Origin of the sequence: Kitasatospora sp. NPDC059722, from assembly GCF_042733235.1 — a bacterium.
In the GTDB taxonomy this organism is placed as follows: domain Bacteria; phylum Actinomycetota; class Actinomycetes; order Streptomycetales; family Streptomycetaceae; genus Kitasatospora.
Genome location: NZ_JBHWGD010000062.1, coordinates 1 through 18,688, shown reverse-complemented (window position 1 = coordinate 18,688; position 18,688 = coordinate 1). Strand labels below are relative to the sequence as shown.

Annotated in this window: 17 protein-coding genes; 8 read left to right on the top strand and 9 right to left on the bottom strand. The window is 74.0% G+C overall.

Going from position 1 to position 18,688, the window contains the following annotated elements; all coding sequences use genetic code 11:
* Positions 1-95: 95 nt before the first annotated feature.
* Positions 96-857: an ABC transporter permease gene (locus ACFV4F_RS31030; protein ID WP_380499021.1), complete on the bottom strand. Its 762-nt coding sequence runs from the start codon at positions 855-857 to the stop codon at positions 96-98.
* Positions 854-1,825 (bottom strand): ABC transporter ATP-binding protein, encoded by a 972-nt coding sequence (locus ACFV4F_RS31025; protein ID WP_380507433.1) that lies wholly within the window; start codon positions 1,823-1,825, stop codon positions 854-856. The genes ACFV4F_RS31030 and ACFV4F_RS31025 overlap by 4 nt, the downstream gene beginning before the upstream one ends.
* A 317-nt stretch (positions 1,826-2,142) precedes the next feature.
* Between ACFV4F_RS31025 and ACFV4F_RS31020 the strand changes: the two genes are divergently transcribed.
* The 7 genes from ACFV4F_RS31020 (at position 2,143) to ACFV4F_RS30990 (ending at position 9,311) form a co-directional block, all read left to right on the top strand.
* Positions 2,143-2,343 carry a hypothetical protein gene (locus tag ACFV4F_RS31020; RefSeq protein WP_359959463.1) on the top strand — a complete coding sequence of 67 codons (201 nt, stop codon included), beginning with the start codon at positions 2,143-2,145 and terminating at the stop codon, positions 2,341-2,343.
* A gap of 52 nt (positions 2,344-2,395) precedes the next feature.
* A complete protein-coding gene (locus ACFV4F_RS31015; protein WP_380446544.1) occupies positions 2,396-2,557 on the top strand; it encodes a hypothetical protein in 162 nt (53 codons plus the stop codon).
* A gap of 144 nt (positions 2,558-2,701) precedes the next feature.
* Positions 2,702-4,600, top strand: a complete 1,899-nt coding sequence (locus ACFV4F_RS31010; RefSeq protein ID WP_380507430.1) for an alpha/beta fold hydrolase — start codon at positions 2,702-2,704, stop codon at positions 4,598-4,600.
* Complete coding sequence (locus tag ACFV4F_RS31005) at positions 4,597-5,241, top strand: hypothetical protein (protein ID WP_380507427.1); 645 nt, start codon at positions 4,597-4,599, stop codon at positions 5,239-5,241. The genes ACFV4F_RS31010 and ACFV4F_RS31005 overlap by 4 nt, the downstream gene beginning before the upstream one ends.
* Positions 5,242-5,323: 82 nt before the next feature.
* The gene (locus ACFV4F_RS31000; RefSeq protein ID WP_380507424.1) at positions 5,324-6,160 is read left to right on the top strand and encodes a class I SAM-dependent methyltransferase; all 837 of its coding nucleotides are present in this window, start codon (positions 5,324-5,326) and stop codon (positions 6,158-6,160) included.
* Complete coding sequence (locus ACFV4F_RS30995) at positions 6,157-7,857, top strand: ABC transporter ATP-binding protein (protein WP_380507421.1); 1,701 nt, start codon at positions 6,157-6,159, stop codon at positions 7,855-7,857. The genes ACFV4F_RS31000 and ACFV4F_RS30995 overlap by 4 nt, the downstream gene beginning before the upstream one ends.
* Positions 7,854-9,311: a phytoene desaturase family protein gene (locus ACFV4F_RS30990; RefSeq protein WP_380507418.1), complete on the top strand. Its 1,458-nt coding sequence runs from the start codon at positions 7,854-7,856 to the stop codon at positions 9,309-9,311. Before ACFV4F_RS30995 ends, ACFV4F_RS30990 begins: the two co-directional genes overlap by 4 nt.
* 9 nt (positions 9,312-9,320) lie before the next feature.
* Here ACFV4F_RS30990 and ACFV4F_RS30985 read toward each other — a convergent pair whose 3' ends face one another.
* The 7 genes from ACFV4F_RS30985 to ACFV4F_RS30955 form a co-directional block, all read right to left on the bottom strand.
* Complete coding sequence (locus ACFV4F_RS30985; RefSeq protein WP_380507415.1) at positions 9,321-10,094, bottom strand: SDR family NAD(P)-dependent oxidoreductase; 774 nt, start codon at positions 10,092-10,094, stop codon at positions 9,321-9,323.
* Positions 10,091-10,573: an SAM-dependent methyltransferase gene (locus ACFV4F_RS30980; protein WP_380507412.1), complete on the bottom strand. Its 483-nt coding sequence runs from the start codon at positions 10,571-10,573 to the stop codon at positions 10,091-10,093. The genes ACFV4F_RS30985 and ACFV4F_RS30980 overlap by 4 nt, the downstream gene beginning before the upstream one ends.
* A gap of 22 nt (positions 10,574-10,595) precedes the next feature.
* The gene (locus tag ACFV4F_RS30975) at positions 10,596-11,576 is read right to left on the bottom strand and encodes an ADP-ribosylglycohydrolase family protein (protein WP_380507409.1); all 981 of its coding nucleotides are present in this window, start codon (positions 11,574-11,576) and stop codon (positions 10,596-10,598) included.
* The gene (gene ftsH / locus ACFV4F_RS30970) at positions 11,573-13,564 is read right to left on the bottom strand and encodes an ATP-dependent zinc metalloprotease FtsH (protein ID WP_380507406.1); all 1,992 of its coding nucleotides are present in this window, start codon (positions 13,562-13,564) and stop codon (positions 11,573-11,575) included. The genes ACFV4F_RS30975 and ftsH overlap by 4 nt, the downstream gene beginning before the upstream one ends.
* 133 nt (positions 13,565-13,697) lie before the next feature.
* Positions 13,698-14,303, bottom strand: a complete 606-nt coding sequence (locus ACFV4F_RS30965; protein WP_380446516.1) for a disulfide bond formation protein DsbA — start codon at positions 14,301-14,303, stop codon at positions 13,698-13,700.
* A 107-nt stretch (positions 14,304-14,410) separates the two neighbouring features.
* On the bottom strand, positions 14,411-15,976 hold the full coding sequence (locus tag ACFV4F_RS30960; protein ID WP_380507403.1) for an alpha/beta hydrolase: 1,566 nt from the start codon (positions 15,974-15,976) through the stop codon (positions 14,411-14,413).
* 270 nt (positions 15,977-16,246) lie between these two features.
* Entirely contained in the window at positions 16,247-17,371 is a 1,125-nt protein-coding gene (locus tag ACFV4F_RS30955; protein ID WP_380507400.1) for a basic secretory protein-like protein, read from the bottom strand.
* A 387-nt stretch (positions 17,372-17,758) separates the two neighbouring features.
* On the opposite strand from ACFV4F_RS30955, the gene ACFV4F_RS30950 reads away from it, so the two are divergent.
* The coding region (locus ACFV4F_RS30950; RefSeq protein ID WP_380507397.1) for a serine/threonine-protein kinase at positions 17,759-18,688 on the top strand (930 nt) is incomplete at its 3' end.

The window sequence follows — 18,688 nt, the reverse complement described above, 5'->3', positions numbered from 1 at the left end:
GTCTCCTTTCCGTCCGGCCCGTCGAGTGCCCGTCAAGCACCCATCAAGCACCCGCTGAGTACCCGTCGAGTGCCCGTCGAGTGCCCGTCGCGGGTTCAGGCGCGCGGCTCCCACCGGAAGCGGCGCAGCGCGCCCCAGGCGGCGAGCGCCGTCCAGGCCAGCAGCGTCGCGCCCCTGACCACCGAGTCAACCATCCCGGCGCCCTCGCCGGTCCAGCCGGAGCGGACCAGTTCGATCACGGGGGTGAGCGGGAAGAAGCGCAGGACGTCCGCGAACGGCCCGGGCAGCACCTCCAGCGGGATGACGGTGCCGGAGGTGACGAGCAGCAGCATGAAGCCGACGGTGCTGACGCCCTGGGCGCTCTCCGCGGTGCGGGCGAAGGCGGTGCTCAGCGCGGCGGCGGCGGCGATCAGCACGGTGCCGAGCAGGACGCCGACGGCGACGAGGTGCGGGGCGGCCGGGGCGCCGAGGCCCGCGATGAGGGCGACGGCGGCGGCGATCGCGGTGAACTGCAGGACGGCGGCGATCGCCATCGGGACGGCCGGGCTCGCGAGGATGACGAGGTCGCCGATCTCGCCGGTGCGCTGCCGCTTGAGGACGTACTCCTCGCGCCGCAGGACGTAGACACCGATCAGCGGTGCGTACAGGGCCATGATCAGGACGATCCCGGCGGTGGTGGAGACCATCACGTGGCCCATGGCGAGGCCGGCGCCCTTGAGGTCGAACTGCCGCATGACCGTCGTGGTGCCCATGACGATGAGCACCGGGATGACGAGGACGTTGAAGAGGTTGCTCTTGCTGCGCAGGAAGAGGGTCAGCTCGACCCGGGAGAGCGCGGCGAGGTGGGTGCGGTTCACGCGGCCCGCTCCGTTTCCGTGCGGTCCGTACCGCCCCGGGCGATCCGCAGGAAGGCCTCCTCCAACGAGGCCGAGCGGGCGTCGAGTTTGTTGAGCGTGACGCCCTTGGCGCGGGCCCAGAGCAGCACTTCGGTGGTGGTGTGCTGGAGGTCGTCGGTGGTGAGCTCGACGCGGCCGGCCGGGCCGGTGGCGACGGCGGCCCGCAGGTCGGCGGGGTGCGGCAGGTCGGCGGGGGTCAGGCCGGCGGGCAGCCGGAAGGCGAGGGTGGCGGGGTGCTCGGCGACGATCTCGGCGATCGTGCCGGTCGCGGCGATCCGGCCGGCGTGCATGACGGCCAGCCGGTCGGCGAGTTGCTCGGCCTCTTCGAGGTAGTGCGTGGTGAGCACGATCGTGGTGCCCTCGGCGCGCAGCCGCCGGATGATCCGCCAGGTGTCGTGGCGGCCCTCCGGGTCCATGCCGGTGGTGGGTTCGTCGAGGAAGAGCAGGTCGGGCCGGCCGAGGGTGGCCAACGCGAGGTCCAGGCGCCGGACTTCACCGCCGGAGAGGTTCTTGACGGCGACGTCGGTGCGCGCGGCCAGGCCCACGAGGGCGACGGCCTCGGCGGCCGGGCGCGGGTCGGTGGTGCAGGAGGCCCACATGCGGACGGTCTCGGCGACCGTCAGATCGGTGGGGAGCCCGCCGCGTTGGAGCATCACGCCGGTGCGCGGGCGCACCCGCTTGCGGTCGCGGACGGGGTCGAACCGGCCGAAGAGGGTGACGGTGCCCCGGGTGGGCCGGGCGAGGCCTTCGAGGAGCTCGACCGCCGAGGTCTTGCCGGCGCCGTTGGTGCCGAGCAGCGCGTACAGCTCGCCCGGGCCGACGGTGAAGCCGATGCCCCGCACGGCGTCGAAACCGCCGGGGCCCGGCGGGCCGTAGCGGCGCCAGAGGTCTGTGACCTCGATCACGTTTGAATTGCCGTCATTCGCCATGCGCAACATGTTCGCAGGCGACTCGACTTTGCCGGGATGAGAACTGTCATGGGTTCGCATGACGGATGTCATGGCGCGTCGTGACATCCGTCAGTCAAGGGAAAGTCACCGCCCGAAATCGAGTGTGACGCAGGTCATACCCGATGTTCCGGGGCGATGTTTTCATCCTTCCACGCCACCACGTGTTCGTCTCGGAACGACCGCCCGTTGGCGGCTCCGGGGGGAATTCACGGCATGGCGGTTCGGCGCCGTTCCGCCGCCCCGAGCGCGGAACGGCTGATCATCCACCGGAAATCCCTTCCAGGGAGAGGAATGCCATGAACGACATCGTTTCCCACGTCAACGGCCTGGACCTCGGCACCATCGAGGCCGCCGACACCCACGGCGACGCGCTGCCCGTCCTCGCGACGCCGGCCGCCGCGCTGGCCGCCATCGGCGGGGCCAAGGCCGTCGGCGCCTTCGTCGGCGGCGCGACCCTGGTCGGCGGCGCCTACGCGCTCGGCCGCGCGGTCGGCTGACCGGCCCCCCTTTCCCCCGCTCCGCCCAGCCATCTTTCGAAAGGACGCGAAAATGAACGACGTCATCGAGGCCGTGAACGCGATGGAAATCCCCGAGGAGGGTGTCATCTTCCCGGAGGCCAGCCCGGTTCTGGCGACTCCCGGTGCTTTTCTCGGCGGCGTGGCGATTTCCTCCGCCGTGATCGGCGCGTTCGAACTCGGCCGCCAGGGCTGATGACGACCGCCCCCTGACCGGGGCGGATGCTCCACGACGCCTGCCGGGCCAGAGGTGCGTTCTGGCCCGGCAGGCCCACGGCCAGCCTAGCGCCCCCGACCGCCGGGGCGCCGTGAAAGGGACCACGTGAAATACGTGCCACGCGTGCAATTCGCCAGGAACACCCGGAAGATCGCCTCGGCGGTGTTCGCCCCGGCCGCGGTGAGCCGGGACCGCGCCCTCGGCCTGTCCGAACGGCTGGCCGCCGCCACCACGCTGACCTCCTCCCTGGAGTACCTCGCGCAGCGGCGGCAGATCCGCCGGGGCGGGCTCAACGACTGGGCCATCGTCAAGGACGTCCAGGCCGAATCCACCCCGCTGGTACGGCGGTTGCTGAACGCCGTGAGCGGCCCGCGGACCACCACCGCGCTGCACGTCGCGCGCGCCGCCGTCGCCACCGGCATGCTGCTGCCCGGCAACTCCCGTTGGCGGGGCGCCGGGAGCCTCTTCCTCGGTTCCACGTCCGCGCTGCTCTACCCGCGCCACCGCTACGGCACCGACGGCTCCGACCAGGTCGCGATCCTCGTGCAGACCGCCACCGGCGCGGCCCGGCTCGTACGGTCCCCGCAGGCCAAGGACGCGCTGCTCTGGTACGTCGCGCTCCAGGCCAACCTCTCGTACCTCGTCTCCGGCTGGGTCAAGCTGCTCGGCGAGCCCTGGCGCGACGCCTCCGCGCTCGGCGGCGTCATGCGCACCCGCACGTACGGCCACGAGGGCATGTACCGCTGGACCCAGGAGCACCCGAAGGCCGCCCGGTACCTCACCCACGGCGTGCTCGCGCTGGAGTGCCTGTTCCCGCTCGCCTACGCCTGCAAGGGCCGTCTCGCCCGGCCGGTCATCGCGAGCGCCGCCGCGTTCCACCTGGCCAACGGGTACTTCATGGGCCTCGGCCGGTTCGTCACCGCGTTCACCGCGATGCACCCGATGGTGGCCTACACCTCCACCCCGAAGGACCACCCCGCCGTCGCCGGACGCGACGACCGGGCACTGCCCGCCGCGCTCCTGCTGCTCGCCGGCGCGGGCGCGATCGCCGTCGGCACCGCCGTCCAGCGCCGCCTGCGCACCACCGAGGGCTGGCACACCTCCCGCGTGCTGACCACCCGCCACGGCAACGAGCTGCAGTACGAGGTGCTCTCGCACGGCCGCGCCGGGGAGCCCGTCCTGGTGTTCGCCGCCGGCATGGTCTCCACCAGCGAGCACTTCGCCTGGATCACCGAGCGCCTCGCGAAGGAGACCGGCTACGGCGTCGTCACCTACGCCCGCGCCGGGTACGCCGGCAGCCGCCACCGCTGCGCCGCGCGCTTCCGGCTGGCCGAGTCCGTCGACGACCTCGTCGACCTCGTCCGCCTCGCGGTCGAGCCGGACCGGAAGGTGGTCCTGGTCGGCCACTCGCTCGGCGGCGAGCTCGCCCGCCGCGCCGCCGCGCAGCTCGGCGGGCGCCTGCACGGCGTCGTCTACCTCGACTCCTCGCACCCCGACGAGCTCAACCGCTCCAGGCAGCAGAGCGAGTCGGCCGGGCAGCTGCGCACCTCGCTCACCCGGATGGCCTGGTACCTGCGCCTCGGCACCGGCGTCCTGATGGCCCGCCCCGAGTGGGTCGAGGGGCTGCCGGCCGCGTACCGCAAGAAGGCGTTCGCGCAGTACGCCGACGCGCGGATGTGGGAGGCCGGGCGGCGCGAATGGGAGGCCGTGGAGGCCGAGTTCCGCGCCTTCTCCGGCCCGCTGGAGCCCGTCGAGGGCACGCACGCGCTGGTCGTCTCGGCGCAGCAGACCGTCGACCGCGACCCCGACCAGCTGCTGATGCACCGGGAGCTGGCCGAGGCCCACGTGGGCGGCGCGCACACCGAGGTGACGGTCGTCGAGGGCGCCGGGCACGACACCCTGCTCACCCAGAGCCGCTTCGCGCACCGGGCGGCCGACCTCATCACCGCGTTCCTCGACCGCGTCGCGGACGCCCGGTCCGCTGCCCCCGCGGACCCTGCCGACCAGGAGGCCGCCACGTGACCCCCCGTCCCGACGTGCGCAGCGTGTTCACGGGCAGCGCCATGTCCAAGGGCAGCGCCGTATTCAAGGGCAAGGGCGCCGCCTGGCGGATCGCCGGGGCCGCGATGCTGCTCGGCACCCTCGCCACCCAGCACCCGCACCCCGCGTTCAACCGGCTCCAGCTCAAGGACACCTTCTCGCTGCTGCCGAACTGGCGGTTCTTCGCGCCCACCCCGGCCATGCACGACTACCACTTCCTGTACCGCACCCTCGGCGCCGACGGCACCACCTCCCCGTGGGAGGGCCTCGACGTGATCGAGGGCCGCAAGCCCTGGCAGATCGCCTGGTTCCCCACCCGGCGCCCGGAGAAGGCCGTCTTCGACATCTGCAGCGAGATCCTGCACGTCATCGACAAGGGCTTCGCCGTCGTCACCCGCACCTCGGCCTACCGGACCCTCACCGAGTACCTGCGCGCCACCATCCACGAGCGCGGCGACGCGGCGGACGTCCGCGGCTTCCAGTTCGCGCTGGCCCGCGCCACCGGATACGACAGGACGCAGGACCCCGAGATGGTCTTCGTCTCCCCGTACACCCCGCTCGACCCGGCCGACGCGCGGCGCCCGCTCGCCGCCCGGCCCGCCACCACCGCAGTGAGGAGCTGACCATGGCCGCGTACATCGTCGTCGCCATCGGTGCCGTGATCGCCGGCGCCATCGCCTACGGGGTGCTGAAGGGGAGGTCCAAGTGAGCACCGTGCAGACCCCCTCCGTCCACGACATCGGCTACGGGCTGGAGTTCAAGGGCTGGTACGACCGGCTCTTCCCCAAGGACGACTCCGCCGCCCGCACCGCCGGACACCTCGCCGCGCTCCACCCCGACCCGGCCGCCGGCACCGTCGAGTTCGGCGTCGGCACCGGCCGGATCGCCCTGCCGCTCGCCGCGCTCGTCGGCCCGGTCACCGGCGTCGACTCCTCCCCCGAGATGCTCGACGGCCTGCGCGCGGCCCTGGCCAGCCGCACCGACGTCGAGCCCGTCCACGGCGACATCCGCACCTACCGCGCCGAACGCACCGCCGGGCTCGTCTACTGCGTCTGCGGCACGCTGTCCATGCTGCTCACCCCCGAGGAACAGCAGCTCGCCGTCCGCCGCGCCGCCGGCCTGCTCGCCCCCGGCGGACGGCTCGTCGTCGAGACCCACAACCGGCCCGCCATCCACGCCCTGCACGAAGGGCGCAGCCACGCCACCTACTTCACCCCGTACCCGGAGCGCGGCACCGGCTTGCAGACGCACTCGACGCTGCTGCCCGAGAACGACCTGTGGCACTGCTCCCACATCTGGTACGAGGCCGACGGCAGCACGCGCGTCGGCACCGAGCTGTCCCGGCTCACCACGCCGGACGAGGTCGACGCGTACGCGCGGGCGGCCGGGCTGGTGCCCGAGAGCCGCTCGGCGGGCTGGGGCGGCGAGCCGTACGCGGAGCGCTCGCCGATGTTCGTCTGCACGTACGTCAAGCCCGGGACCGGGACCGCGAGCGGGCCCGGCGCGAGCGACGCGGCGGCCGGGGGCGGGGAAGCGGCGTGAACCCCTGGCAGATCGCCCGGCGGCACCGCGCGCTGCTGCTCACCGGCATCCTCCTCGGCCTCGCCGGCGCGGCGGCGACGCTGGCCCAGCCGCTCGTCATCGGCGGGATGATCGAGGCCTTCGCCGCCGACCGCCCCCTGACCGGGCCGATCCTGCTCGCCGCCGCCCTGTTCGCCGCCGACGCCGTGCTCGCCGCGACCCACGCGTACGCGATCGGCCGGGCCGGCGAGGACGTCGTGTACGACATCCGGCACACCCTCGGCGCCCGGCTGCTCCGCTCCCGCCTGCGCTCCTACGACCGCTGGGACCAGGGCGACGTCTTCACCCGGATGGTCACCGACACCTCGCTGGCCCGGGTCTGCATGACGCAGGCGCTCGCCCAGATCGTCACCAGCGCGTTCATGGTCCTCGGCGGCATCGCGATGATGGCCTGGATCGACCCGCTGCTGCTCGCCACCACCCTCGCCTGCCTCGGCACGGCCAGCGCCGTCTCGCTGCTGCTGGCCCGCCGGGTGCGGCTCGTGGCGGTGGCGAACCGGGAGGACACCGGCGTCTACGGTTCCGCCCTGATGCGCGTCCTCGGCGCCCTGCCGACCGTCAAGGCCTCCCGTGCCGAGGAGCGGGAGACCGAGCACCTCGGCGGCCTCGCCGACCGCGCCCGGCGCTCCGGGGTGCGGGTCTCCGCCCTGTCGGCGCTGCTCACCCCGGCGATGAACGTCGGCACCCAGATCGCCCTGACCGTCGTCATCGCGTGGGGCATGGCCCGCGTCGCCACCGGCGACATGGCGCCCGCCGACCTGACGTCGTTCATGATGTACCTGTTCTACCTGGTCGCACCGCTGGTGATGCTCTTCATGTCGATCGCCCAGTTCCAGCAGGGCCGGGCCTCCCTCGACCGCCTCTCCGAGCTCGGGGCGATCGAGCAGGAGGACGCCGGACCACCCGCCCACGCCCCCGTCGACGGCCACGGCCTCGTCTTCGACGGGGTGACCTTCGCCTACCCCGGCAGCGACACCCCCGTCCTCCACGACGTGTCGCTGACCGTCCCCGACCGCGGCCTCACCGCCGTCGTCGGCCCGTCCGGCGCGGGCAAGAGCACGCTCTTCCAGCTCGCCGAACGGCTCCACGAACCGTCCGCCGGCACCATCCGCATCGGCCGCACCGACACCGCCCGCATGCCGCTCGACCAGCTGCGCTCCCTCGTCGGCTACGTCGACCAGGAACACACCCTGCTGCGCGGCACCGTCCGCGAGAACCTCACCTACGCGGCCCCCGGCGCCACCGACCAGGACATCGCCGAGGCCCTGCGGATGGCCCACCTCACCGACGTCGTCGCCGCCCTGCCGGACGGCCTCGACACCGAACTCGGCGAACGCGGCGCCGGCCTGTCCGGCGGCGAGCGCCAGCGCCTGGCCATCGCCCGCACCCTCCTGCAGAAACCCCGGATCGTGCTCCTCGACGAGGCCACCGCCAGCCTCGACGGCGCGTCGGAGGCGGCACTGCGCGACAGCATCGCCGCCATCGCCCGCACCCGCGCCGTCGTCGCCATCGCCCACCGCTTCTCCACCATCACCCGGGCGGACCGGATCATCGTGCTCGACCGGGGCCGCGTGCAGGCCGTCGGCACCCACGCCGACCTCAGCGAGGAGAGCGGCCTCTACCGGCGCCTCGCCGAACACCAGGGGGTCGCCGCATGACGTTCGACGCCGCAGTCGTCGGCACCGGCCCCAACGGCCTCGCCGCCGGCGTCACCCTGGCCCGGGCCGGGCTGCGCGTCGCCCTCTTCGAGGCGGCCGACACCATCGGCGGCGGGCTGCGCACCACGTCGCTGTTCGACAGCGACGTTCAGCACGACGTCTGCGCGGCCGTCCACCCGATGGCCGCCGCCTCCGCGTTCTTCCGCCGCTTCGACCTGCCCGCCCGCGGCGTCCGGCTGCTCCAGCCCGACATCCCCTACGCCCACCCGCTGCCCGGCGGGCGGGCCGCCGCGGCCTGGCGCAGCCTGAGCCGCACCGCCGCCCACCTCGGCCCGGACGGCCGCCGCTGGATGCAGCTCCTCGGGCCGCTCGCCGACCGCTCCCCCGCCGTCGTCGACCTGCTCCTCTCCGACCAGCGCAGCGTGCCGGGCGACCTCCTCGCGCCGCTGCTCCTCGGGGCGCGGGTGCCGTCGCTCGCGACCCGGCTCACGCCCTTCGGGCTCCTGCGCACCGAACCGGCCAGGGCGCTCCTGACCGGCGTGGCCGCGCACGCCGTCGGCAGGCTCCCCTCGGTCACCTCGGCCGCCGTGGCGCTCCTGCTCGCCCACACCGCGCACAGCACCGGCTGGCCGCTCCCCGAGGGCGGCAGCGCCCGCATCGCCGACGCCCTCGCCGCCGACATCACCGCCCACGGCGGCGTCTTCCACACCGGGCAGCGCATCCGCGACCTCGCCGAACTCGGCGACGTCCCGCTCGTGCTGCTCGACGTCGGCCCCAAGGAGTTCCTCGCCATGGCCGGCCCCCGGCTCCCCGAACGCTACCGGCGGTCGCTGCGCCGCTACCGGTACGGGCCGGGGGCGGCGAAGGCGGACTTCCTCACCGACGGGCCGATCCCCTGGACGAACCCGCTCGTGGGCCGGGCCGGCACCGTCCACCTCGGCGGCACCCGGGCCGACATCGTCCGCCGGGAGACGGCGACGGCCGCGGGCCGCCCGGTCGAGGACCCGTTCGTGCTCGTCGTCGACCCGGCCGTGACCGACCCCACCCGCGAGGCCGGCGGCAGGCGACCGGTCTGGGCCTACGCCCACGTCCCGCACGGCGACCCGCGCGACCCGGTCGACCTGATCCGCCGCCGCATCGAGGAGTACGCGCCCGGCTTCGGCGACACGATCGTCGCCTCGCGCGGCCTGTCGGCGCGGCAGTACGAGGAGTACAACCCCAACTACGTCGGCGGCGACATCGGCGCGGGCGCCCTCACCCTCCGCCAGTCCCTGGCCCGCCCGGTGGCCCGATGGAACCCGTACGAGACCCCGCTGCCCGGCGTCTACCTCTGCTCCGCCGCCACCCCGCCGGGGCCGTCCGTCCACGGCATGTGCGGCCACCACGCGGCGCTCGCCGCCCTGCGACGCCACCACGGGCTGCGGACGCCTCCGGCGCTGGCTCCGTACCCGTAGCCGCTCCGCTCAGCGGCCGAGCACCGCACCGCCGTTGAGGCCGATGACCTGGCCGGTCACGTACCCGGCCGCCGGGGACGCGAGGTAGGAGACGGCCTCGGCCACGTCGGCCGGGGTGCCGGCGCGGCCCACCAGGGTGTCGGCCACCTTCTGCGCGTGGAAGGCCTCCGTCCAGCCGTCGCCGAAGATCTCGGTGTCCTCGACGTAGCCGGGCGCGAGGACGTTGACGGTGATCCCGTCCGGGCCCAACTGCCGCGCCAGGCCGAAGGCCCAGCCGTGCAGGGCGGCCTTGGCGGCGGCGTACGAGCCGAGCGAGTGCGGGCCGGCGCCGCCGCGCTGGGCGGCGGCCGAGCTGATCACGACCACGCGGCCCCCGGGCCTGCGCAGGTGGTCCTGCAGGGCGGTGGTGAGGAGGACGGCGGAGAGCAGGTTGCCGTCCAGGTCCTGGCGCCAGGAGCGCGCGAGGGCGGCGAGGCTGCGGTCGGCGGGCGGGGTGACGATCGCTCCCGCGTTGTTCACGAGGGCGTCCACCGGGCCGAGTTCCGCGATCCGCGCGGCGGCGGCCTCGACCGCTTCGGGGTCGGTCAGGTCGACCGGCACGGGCAGGATCCGGCCCGGCCCGACGGTCCGCTCGATCGCGTCCCTGGCCTCGTCGAGGACGGCCGCGCGCCGCCCGAGGATCACCACCCGGTTCCCGTCGGCGGCGAGCCGGGCGGCGATCGCCCGGCCGATGCCGGTGCCGCCGCCGGAGACCACGGCGAGCCGCTCGGCCGCCGCCGTCACTCGCCCGCCTCGTCGTACTCGTAGTAGTCGCGCATGAGCTCGCTCGACCAGGCCGGCTGGCGGACCTCGCCGCGCGGGCCGAACTCGGCCAGGTAGGGCTTGATGTCGAGCACCGGCGTGCCGGCCACCGCGTCCAGGCCCGCGACGTGCAGGTCGAGGCCGTCCACGCGGAGCAGCTCGCAGCGGGAGACTCCCAGCCGGTTGGGCCGGTTCTTGCCGCGCTGGGCGAAGATGCCGACCAGCGGCCAGTCGGTGTTGCCGCGCGGGTGGCGGGCGCCGGTCTCGATCCTGTCCGCCGGCACGCGGTCGAAGTGGTAGACGATCTCCAGGTGGGAGAAGTCCGCCAGCCCGTACAGCGCCTCCTCGCCGAACTGCTCGCCGTCCAGCCGGACGATCGCGGCGACGGCGCCCCAGCGGTCGTCGACCACCTCGTCCCGCCCGCCGACGACGTGCGCCACCGGCCTCGAAGTCACGTCCATGAGCCCCCCGTTCGTCGCGTGATCACGTGGCATCGTAGCCGGTCCCGGCGGCGAGCCTACCGGCCAGTAGTAGAAGGTCCGACGTCCGCAGCACCCGCCCGCCGAACCCGGGCAGCGGCACGTGCAGCGGCTCGGTCCAGGCGGCCGGGATCGCGCCGAGGCCGTACACGGCCCCGGCCAGCGCGCCGGTGACGGCGGCGACGGTGTCGGTGTCCCCGCCGAGGTCGATCGCGGCGCGGACGGCGGCCGGGTAGCCCTCGGTGGTGCGCAGCGCCCACACGGCGGAGCCGAGGCAGGGCCAGACGGCGCCGTTGGGCTCGGTGGCGCGGTCGGGGTGCCAGTCGGGGTCGAGGACGACGGCGTACCGCTCGCGGTGGTCGGGCTCGACGCGGGCCAGGGCGTCCGGGATCGCGGCGAGCGGGTCGGCGCCGTCGAGGGCGTGCCGGACGAGCTCGTGGAGGATCGCCGTGCCCTCCCAGGCGGCGCCGTCGCCGTGGGTGAGGGCGGAGATCCGGCGGGCGGCGGCCATGGTGGCCTCGCGCCCGGCGGGGGCGAAGGCGACGGCGGAGGGGGCGGCGCGCATGAGGGCGCCGTTGCCGGCGGCGCGCATGGTGGTGTTGAAGTGGATGGCGGCGGCCAGGTTCCAGGTGTGGCCGTTGGTGAGGACGTCCTCGGTCTGGATGCCCACGTCCTTCGGCTCGGACGCCACCCAGCGCTGGAACCGGGCGAAGATGTCCGGCAGGTCCAACTCGCCCTTGTCCAGCAGCGATTCGGCGACGAGGACGGCCATCTGCGTGTCGTCCGTCGCCTCGCCGCGCTCCCAGCCGCCGCCCGCGACCATCTCGCCGTCGCCGTCGGGGAAGCGGGCCGAGAAGGCCCCGGCGGGCCCGAACTCGTACGGCGCGCCGAGGGCGTCGCCCACGGCGGAGCCGATCACCGCGCCTGCCGCGCGGTCCTGCCAGTCACGTCCGGTCACTCGGGTCACTCGGGTCACTCGGGTCATTCGGGGAGAGTAGCGGCCGGGTGGCGGAGGATGTCGAGCACCACTGCGCCGTCCACCGTCTCCTTCTCGACCAGCAGTGCGGCCAACTCGTCGAGGTGGTGGCGGTGTTCGCGCAGCAGACCGATGGCGCGCCGCTCGGCGCCGCGCAGCAGGGCGGCGACGGCCTCGTCGATCGCGCGCTGGGTCTCCTCGGAGTAGGGGCGGCGCAGCAGGTCCTCGGGGCTCTCGCCGAGGTAGTGGGGGGAGCCCGAGGCGTAGCCGACCGGACCGAGGTCCGGGGAGAGGCCGAACTCGCGGACCATCCGGGTGGCGACGGAGGTGGCGTTGGCGAGGTCGTTGGCCGCGCCGGTGGAGCCCTCGCCGAAGACGACCAACTCGGCTGCCCGTCCGCCGAGTTGCACGGCTAGCAGGTCGGTCAGGTAGCTCTCGCTGTACAGGTGCCGCTCGGCCTCGGGGAGTTGTTCGGTGGCGCCGAGGGCGACGCCGGCCGGGAGGATGGTGACCTTGGCGACGGGGTCGGCGTGCTCGCACAGCGCGGCCATCAGCGCGTGCCCGGACTCGTGGACGGCGACGGCGTGCCGCTCGTCGGGCAGCAGCGCGTTGGAGGACTCGCGGCGGCCGAGCAGGACGCGGTCGCGCGCGGTGTCGAGGTCGTCGGCGGTGATGGTGGCCCGGTCGGCGCGGACGGCGTTGATGGCGGCCTCGTTGACGAGGTTGGCGAGGTCGGCGCCGGAGAAGCCCGGGGTGCCGCGGGCGATCCGGTCGAGGTCGGCGTCCGGGGCGAGGGTCTTGCCGACGACGTGGACGGCGAGGATCGCGGCCCGCTCGCGCTGGTTGGGCAGCGGTACGGTGACCTGCCGGTCGAAGCGGCCGGGGCGCAGCAGCGCCGGGTCGAGGGCGTCGGGCCGGTTGGTGGCGGCGATGACGACGATGCCGGTGCTCTGGTCGAAGCCGTCCATCTCGGCGAGCAGCTGGTTGAGGGTCTGCTCGCGCTCGTCGTTGCCGCCGAGCCGGGAGCCGCCCGCGCGGCGGGCGCCGACGGCGTCGATCTCGTCGATGAAGATGATGGACGGTGCGCGCTTGCGGGCCTCGTCGAAGAGGTCGCGGACGCGGGAGGCGCCGACGCCGACGAACATCTCGACGAAGCCGGAGCCGGTGACGGACAGGAACGGCACCTCGGCCTCGCCGGCGACGGCGCGGGCCAGCAGGGTCTTGCCGGTGCCGGGCGGCCCGACCATGATCACTCCGCGCGGCCCCTTGGCCCCTGCGGCGGCGTACCGCCCGGGGCTGCGCAGGTAGTCGACGACCTCGCTGACCTCCTGCTTCACGCCCTCGTACCCGGCCACGTCGGCGAAGCCGGTGGCGGGCCGCTCGGCCTCGATGATCTTCGCCCGGGAGCGCCCGATCGCGCTCAGGCCGCCGGTGACCGAGCGGGCGGCGAGCCGGCCGGACCACAGGAAGAGCCCGCCGAAGACCAGCAGCGGCAGGAACAGCAGCAGCGTGGACCAGATCGAGCTGCCGCCGGTGCGGCTGCCGGTGACGTCCACGTGTTGCGCGGAGAGGGACTGGCTGAGCTGCGTGGTGTCCAGGGCGGTCGGGATCTGGCTGGTGAAGCGGGTGCCGTCCTTGAGGGTGCCGCTGACGCCGCCGGTGTCCGTCACGTTCACCGTCTTGACCTGGCCCGTGTCGACCCGGCCGACGAAGTCGGAGTACCCGTACTTGGTGCCGGCCGGGCCCGGGGCCTGGACGACGAGCAGCAGGATCAGGGCCAGCAGGGCGCCCACGGGCAGCAGCCAGCGACGCACGCTCGGGGGCGACGGCTTGGGCGGCGTCGGCTTGAACGGGTTGGGTTTCGGCCCTCCGGGCGGGGTGGGGCCCGGCGAGGAGGGACCCGGCGGGGTGGCCAGGTGCTGCGTGGTCGGGTTCCGGGTGGCCGGGTGCCGGGTGGCCGGGTGCCGGGTGGCGCGCAGGCGGATCCGTCCGGTCATCTGCGCTCACCGCCTCTCCGGAGGCGGCCGGGCGGGGTGACCGCCGGGGCCTCCGTCTCCATGGTCGGACGAGACGGCCCCGGACGGGAGTGGATCAGGAGCGGAAGACCCTCCCCCGGCCCTCCCGGGTCGGTCAGGAGAAGTCGAGCGACCCCGTCCGGGTGCGCTTGAGCTCGAAGAACTTCGGGTACGCGGCCAGCGCCCGGACGCCGTCGAAGATCCGCACCGCGTCCTCGCCGCGCGGGATCCCGGTCAGCACCGGGCCGAAGAACGCGACGCCGTCCACGTGGATCGTCGGCGTGCCGACCTCCTCGCCGACCGGGTCCATCCCCTCGTGGTGGCTCTTGCGCAGCGCGATGTCGTACGCGGTGCTCCCGGCCGCGTCGGCGAGGTCCTCCGGCAGGCCGGCCTCGGCGAGCGCCTCCCGGATGACCGTCCCGTCGGCCTCGCGGTCCTGGTCGTGCAGGCGGGTGCCGAGCGCGGTGTACAGGTCGCGCAGCACGTGCTCGCCGAACCGTTCGGCGGCGGCGATGCAGACCCGGACCGGGCCCCAGCCGGTGGTCAGCAGGCGCTGGTAGCGCTCGGGCAGGCCCTCGCGGCCCTCGTTGAGGACGGACAGGCTCATCACGCGGAACGTCAGGTCGAGCTCGCGCTCGCGCTCGACCTCCAGGATCCACCGGGAGGTGATCCAGGCGAACGGGCAGATCGGGTCGAAGTAGAAGTCAACTTTGGTGGTCACGGTGAGGAGCCTAGGCGCCGAGTGGACCGCTGGACAGTGCCAATCAGACCTGGTTCGAGTGGGCCACTTGGACTTGTCCAAGCGACCGTGGGCCACGTGCCAGTGAACTAGCCCTGGCCGCACACCGTGCCGTCGGCCGGCACCTTGCCGTCGAGCAGGTAGGCGTCCACCGTCGTCTTCAGGCACGGGTTGCCGGTGTTGTACCCGCCGTGGCCCTCGCCCTGGAGCGTCACCGTGACGCCCACGCCCGCGCCCAGCTGCTGCGCCATCGTCCTGGCGCCCTCGACCGGGGTGGCCGGGTCGCCGGTGGTGCCGACCACCAGGATCGGCGCGGCGCCGGCGGCGGAGACCTCGGGGTGGTCGGTCCTGCCGGCGACCGGCCAGCCGGTGCAGCCGGTCAGGCCCCACGCGGTGAACGCGCCGAAGACCGGCGAGGCGTCCTTGAACTGCGGCAGCTGCTGCTCGACGTCCTGGTCCGAGTAGCGCTGCTTGGCGTCCACGCAGCTGATCGCCCGGTTCGCCGCGTTGAGGTCGTTGTAGTGCCCGCTCGGGTCGCGCCCGAGGAGACCGTCGGCGAGCTGGAGCAGCACCGTGCCGGTGCCCCGCTGCATCGCCTCGGTGAGCCCGGCGGCCAGCGCCGGCCACGTCTCCTGGCTGTACAGCGCGCCCGCGATGCCGGTGACGGCGAGGCTCTCGGTCAGCTGACGCCCGCTGTCGGTCGGCAGCGGCTTCTGCTCCAGCGACTGCAGCAGTCCGGTGACCCGGGCGGTGCCGTCGGCACCGCCGCTGCCGGTCGGGCAGTCCGGCACGCCGGTGGAACAGGCCTTCATGAAGTCCTCCAGGGCGAGCTGGAAGCCCTTGGCCTGGCCGAGCGAGGACTGGGCCGGGTCCTTCGTCGGGTCCACCACCGAGTCCAGCACGGCGCGGCCGACCTGCTGCGGGAACAGGTGTGCGTAGACGCCGCCGAGTTGGGTGCCGTAGCTGATGCCGAAGTAGTGCAGCTGCTGGTCCCCGAGGGCCTGCCGCATGAGGTCCATGTCGCGGGCGGCGCTCTCGGTGTCCACGAAGGGCAGCACCGGGCCGGAGTTGCGCTCGCACGCCGAGTTGAACTGCGCGGTGCTCTCGTCGAGCGCCTTGACGGCCGCCGGGCTGTCGGGGGTGTTGTCGATCGCGTTGGCGGCGTCCATCGCCTTGTCGTCCAGGCACTTCACCCCGGCGCTCGCACCGACCCCGCGCGGGTCGAAACTCACCAGGTCGTAGCGGGTGTTGAGGGAGGCGTAGGTGTCCGCGAGCGCCGGCAGCGTGGTGATGCCCGAGCCGCCGGGGCCGCCGAAGTTGAACACCAGCGAACCGATCCGGTGCTGCTCGTCCTTGGCCCGGGAGCGGATCAGTGCGAGGTCGATCGTGCCGCCGCCCGGTTTGGCGTAGTCCAGCGGGGCCTTGAGCGTCGCGCACTGCCAGTCCCCCGCGGGCGGGGTGCCGCCGCCCTGCGCGGCGTCCGGCGCGCCGCACGCGTGCCAGTCGAGCTGCTGGACCGCCGCGGGCGCCGCCGTCGCCGGCGCGGCCGGCACGGGCTCGGCGGCGGGCGCGGCCCCGCCCTGGCAGCCGGCCGACGAGGTGAGGAGCAGCGCGCTCAGCCCGAGCGCTCCGGCACCGCGGACGACGGTGTGCATGGGGACTCCACCTCTCGGAAGGCCGGACGGCGCGATCGGCCCCCGGACTGGCGAACGGGCGCGCGAGCGGGCGCACGCCGGGGCCGCACACGCCCCGCGCCCGTCCGCTCACCCTAGGTGTGCGCGACCTCACGCGCCCTCCGGAGTCCGCCGTCGGGGGGCGCGTGCCGCCCGCCGTCCCACCGGCCGTCCGGGTGGGGCGGACGCGCCGCGGCACCCCGGCGCCGTGCGTGCCGGGGTGCCGGGGTGCCGCGGGGCCGATGGCGGGGGCTACTTGGGCATCTCGTTCCAGAGCCGGTCGGGGCCCTTGCCGGTGAGGCGGGCCCAGATGCCGTCGTCGTTCGGGTTCAGGTTCAGCTTGTAGGCGAGGTCGGGCTGGCGGTAGGTCTTGGAGACGTAGTCGATGAAGCGGGCAGTGGCCTGGTAGCCGCTGTTGTAGTGGTCGTCCGGGCCGAAGTGCTGGGCGCCGGTGCCGGGCTGGAAGTTGTAGTCGCGCACCCAGTCCGCGAGGCCCTCGCCCATCCAGCCGTGGTCCCTGTCCGGGCCGTTGGGGTTGTTCCAGACCGCGACGTGCACGGCCTCGTGCACCAGGAAGCCGGTGTCGTTCCGGTTGCCCCGCACGTAGCCGATGTTGACGTGGATCTCGTTGACGCCGCCGTTGGGCTTCGTCGCGTAGGCGGGGTACTGGGTCAGCGACGGGTCCATGATGATCTTGAAGTAGGAGGGTGCCTGGAACGCCCCCCGGATGATGAGGTTGGAGATCTGCGGGTAGTAGGCCGCGACGGTCTGCTTCTGCTGCTCCAGCCACGGGCCGAGGTCGGGGGCCTGGGAGTAGTCCAGGTCGATGGTCGGGCGGCCGGTGGCGGGCGGGGTGGTGGCGGAGTTCTTGTCCAGGTTCCAGGACTGTGCCAGGTCGCCGGCGTTGCAGGCGGTCACCTTCGCGTTGAGGTCGGCACCGCGGGTGAGGCAGAGGTTGCCGTCCGAGACGCTGTGCAGCAGCCACGCGCGGCCGTTGCCCGTCGAAGTGTTCTCCAGCCACCAGCGCTGGTTGTCGGCGCCGACGTAGTTCCAGGAGCCGACGGTGTTGCGGCCCTTGTCGCGGTCGACCGCGTTGTTGGTGCCGGGCACCTTGATCGACCAGGTGCCGTTGCCCTCGTCCCGGATCGTCCACGCCTGCTGCGCGGAGGACTCGTTCCAGTCGCGGATCACCACGTTGGTGCCGTTGTTCCGACTGTCCCACTGCAGGGCGCCGCCCGCGTAGCTGGAGATGCGGTAGTCGGCGCCGCTGGCCGGCAGCGACTCGGCCGCGCTCGCGCTCTGGGCACCCAGGGCCATGCCGGACACGACGGTCGCGGCGGACAGGACGGCGGCCGCGGCCGCCCGACGGATGATCATGTCGAAGCTCTCCTCCCGGCCGGTCCCGGTGGACCGGTCTGCGGGGACATGCCACCGCCCGGCGGTGTACGCGGCGTCGACGGTTCGTCAACGGACTCGTTGACGGCGGCGCCGGCGGCGGCGCTGACGGCGACGTTGGCAGCGGCACTGACGGGGCGCCGGCGGCGGCGCTGACGGAGGTGCGCGCGGAGGTGCGCGCGGAGTGATCGGCTCCCGATGGGGTCGTCGACGAACCGTCCGCTCCACCAGCCGCTTTTCCGGACCCCTCTGCGGTCGCGTCAAGTCGGCGTTTATAGGCTGGTGAGAGGGTCGGTTGGAACGCGACCGAAGGTCCCGGCCCGGGCCCACGGCGGCGGGACGCGACGATGTACGGGGTCGAGGAGGATCATGCGTGGCACCACGCTCGGTGACCGCTACCGGTTGGACGAGTGGCTCGGTGGCGGTTCGATGGGCGACGTCTGGCTCGCCGAGGACGAGGTCCTCGGGCGCCGGGTGGCCGTCAAGGTCCTGAAACCGGCGCTGCTGGACGAACCGGGCTTCGCGGAGCGGTTCCACGAGGAGGCCCGGGTGATGGCCCGGCTGCGCCACCCCGGCATCGTCGGCGTGCACGACTTCGGCTCCGGCCGGCTCGACGGCGGCCACTCCTGGACGACCGCCTGGGGCAGCACCGGCCGCCCGATCGCCTACCTCGTCATGGAGCTCATCGACGGCGAGCCGCTCAGCGACGTCCTGAAGCGGCGCGGCCGCCTCGACGCTCCCGAGGCGCTCGGCCTGGCCCTCCAGGTGCTGGAGGCGCTGACGGCCGCGCACGAGGCCGGCGTCGTCCACCGGGACATCAAGCCGGACAACCTGATGGTCCGCGACGAACGCGTCGTGATCGCCGACTTCGGCATCGCCCGCCCCGGCTGCGACACCCGGCTGACCGTGCCCGGCATGGTCCTCGGCACCGCCGCCTACCAGGCGCCCGAGCAGGCCTCGACCGGTGCGGTCAGCGCCGCGGCCGACCTGTACGCGCTCGGCGTCGTGCTCTACGAGTGCCTGTCCGGGCAGCTGCCGTACCACGGGGAGACGGCCCTGGAGGTCATCCTCAAGCACCTGACCACCCCCGTGCCGCCGCTGCCGGCGGACGTCCCGGCCCCGGTCCGGGCGCTGGTGGCACGCGCGATGGCGAAGGACCCCGGCGAGCGCTGGCCGGACGCCGCCACCATGGCCGCGGCCGCCCGGGCCGCGCGCGACGGGGGGCCGGGGGGGGTGGTGGGGGCCACCGTGTGCGTGTCGCCCGCGAGCAGGTCCCACCGGCCGGCGGGACGGCCGGCG